This window comes from Pseudomonas sp. P5_A2_2 (genome assembly GCF_054177685.1).
The window spans coordinates 1-1,949 of sequence record NZ_JBGCUL010000842.1; the positions used below are offsets into that span (position 1 = coordinate 1).

Sequence of the window (1,949 nt, forward strand, 5' to 3'; positions counted from 1 at the left end):
ACACAGTGTTATTCGACCTCCAGATGCCGGTCACGTCGGGCGCCGAGCTTGCGCGCGACACCAGGCGCGGCGACGGGCCGAATCACGCGGCTCGATTCATCTCGATGACCGCCGGAGAAAAGACCGACGAAGGGCGGGCGTGGCCTTTCGACCAATTCGTTCGCAAGCCAATCTCGGTGCGAACGCTCAAGCGCTTGCTCGACGCTCGAACCCCAACTCCAGCGCCGACATGATGGCCGAAGTGCGTACTGGCTTCTCAAAGTATTGAAGCCTGTACGCTGCTGCAGCTGCCGAGAGCTCCGACTCTTCAAGATGGCCGTCCCGCATCTGGCCCGTGAGAACCACGACAGGACAGGTGGAACTTTGAGCCCGGATCTCGACGATCACGGTTCTGGCGCTCTGCTTGTTGACCAGCCAGTCGATGACGTACCCGTCAAACGGCTCAACCGAGACGGCCTTCGACAGGTCATCGACCGTATAGAAGGCGGTCGCGTCGAGGCCCACCTCGTTCATGTACTGCGCAATGCTTTGCGCAAGGTCGCGGTCGTCGTCTAGGACGGCGATTCGCCGCGCGGAACGTGTGGTCGCCTGGATCAGCAAACGTTTGACTTCAAAAGACTCCACGCCCGCGGCCTCGCCGGCCGGCACGACCAGCCATTCACCAGCGGTCGGGCGTGTAGCCACCAGAGGACCGGGGCGCGCGAGCTGTGGGGTCTCGCCGAGCCATACCGAGCACGGGATGCGGAGCGAGCCGCTGACCAGCAGTGCGGATGCAGTGTTGCCCGAGGGCGAGTCAGCCACGAGCGACTGCAACGTCTCGCCGAAGTGGTCGGCAATGTCTCGCAGCTCTTCGAGCGTCCACGCCGATTCGTCGATCAGGCGTCGTCGCACTTGCTGATACGACTGACCAAGAGCCTTTTCTAGCACCGACGCGCGCTTGCGCTCCCCCACGCCGTGGCGCTCCAGCAAGCGATTGACGCAGAGTGTTCCCAAGGACGGTTGACGCCCGCCGAGCGGCTCAGTTGTCATTTTTTGAATGTTTTGGACAAGTGGGGCGGAATTCCAAGTACGAGATCTGAACGACAATCGGTAACAGCCCGTTAAAACAATCAACTTCCGATTGATTGGTCACGACAATTCGCGTAACTTATCCAAGTTCGTTAACTTTCTCTCAACCGGCTTGTTTCAAGGATGACTGATGGGAACCAAAAACGTCACATCTCGACCTTTTGTCATCCGCGCATTGTGCCTCGCAGCGGCTCTTTTCTCCATGTCTGCGACCGTGCAGGCAGTCGATGGCTGCAAGGTGCTGCTGTGTCTGGCGGGCAATTGGAAAAACATCAGCCAGTGCCGGCCGGACGTTGAACAAGCGATGCGCGACGTAGCGCGCGGTCGCGGATGGCCTGAGTGCAGCATGGGTGGCAACAGCCGGGCGGGGAACACCTTCATCGCGCCCGATCTGTGCCCAGTTCAGTACCGCACCGAAATCCAGCTGGAAAGCGGTGTCATGTACCAGTGCCCGTTCTCCGCGGTCGTGGACGCAGTGGTTGACGGCCAACCCTGGTCTCGCACATGGTGGACGCCAAATGGCGACTCGGTGACTGAGTGGCTTCCGGCCGCTAAGGCCGCGTTCGCCCGTGACCCTTCCGCCATCGACGACCGGTTCGATCGCGACTACGCCGCGTGGTTCGCGATTCAGCCTCCTGCTCCGGCGCCGGGCGGCGAACCCACGGGCGGGGGCAGCTGATCGTGATCGACCTGGCTGCACTCGTTCTGTCCTGCGCACCGCTGATCGCGCAGGACACGGCACAAGCACTCATCAAAGTCGAGAGCGGAGGAAATCCGTTCGCGATCGGAGTGGTGGGTGGCGCCCTGGTCCGCCAGCCGAGCACGCGCGCCGAAGCCGTCGCAACGGTTGCGGCGCTCGAGGCTGCAGGCTGGAACTACAG

General features: G+C 61.9%; 3 protein-coding genes and 1 pseudogene. 3 read left to right on the forward strand and 1 reads right to left on the reverse strand.

Annotation, left to right across the window (positions count from 1 at the left end; all coding sequences use genetic code 11):
- On the forward strand, window positions 1–233 hold a 233-nt coding region (locus ACXRVY_RS26400), incomplete at its 5' end, for a hypothetical protein (protein ID WP_458238664.1).
- Here the strand turns inward: ACXRVY_RS26400 and ACXRVY_RS26405 are convergent.
- On the reverse strand, window positions 187–1,029 hold the full coding sequence (locus tag ACXRVY_RS26405) for a helix-turn-helix domain-containing protein (protein WP_458238665.1): 843 nt from the start codon (window positions 1,027–1,029) through the stop codon (window positions 187–189). The genes ACXRVY_RS26400 and ACXRVY_RS26405 overlap by 47 nt on opposite strands.
- Before the next feature lie 169 nt (window positions 1,030–1,198).
- On the opposite strand from ACXRVY_RS26405, the gene ACXRVY_RS26410 reads away from it, so the two are divergent.
- Complete coding sequence (locus tag ACXRVY_RS26410) at window positions 1,199–1,747, forward strand: hypothetical protein (RefSeq protein WP_458238666.1); 549 nt, start codon at window positions 1,199–1,201, stop codon at window positions 1,745–1,747.
- A gap of 2 nt (window positions 1,748–1,749) precedes the next feature.
- Window positions 1,750–1,949, forward strand: a pseudogene (locus tag ACXRVY_RS26415) (lytic transglycosylase domain-containing protein); the annotation flags it as partial.

Bases quoted from the DNA above. Each gene is read 5' to 3' on its own strand.
- ACXRVY_RS26405 (WP_458238665.1), bottom strand. From the start codon at position 1,029: ATGACAACTGAGCCGCTCGGCGGGCGTCAACCGTCCTTGGGAACACTC.
- ACXRVY_RS26410 (WP_458238666.1), top strand. From the start codon at position 1,199: ATGGGAACCAAAAACGTCACATCTCGACCTTTTGTCATCCGCGCATTG.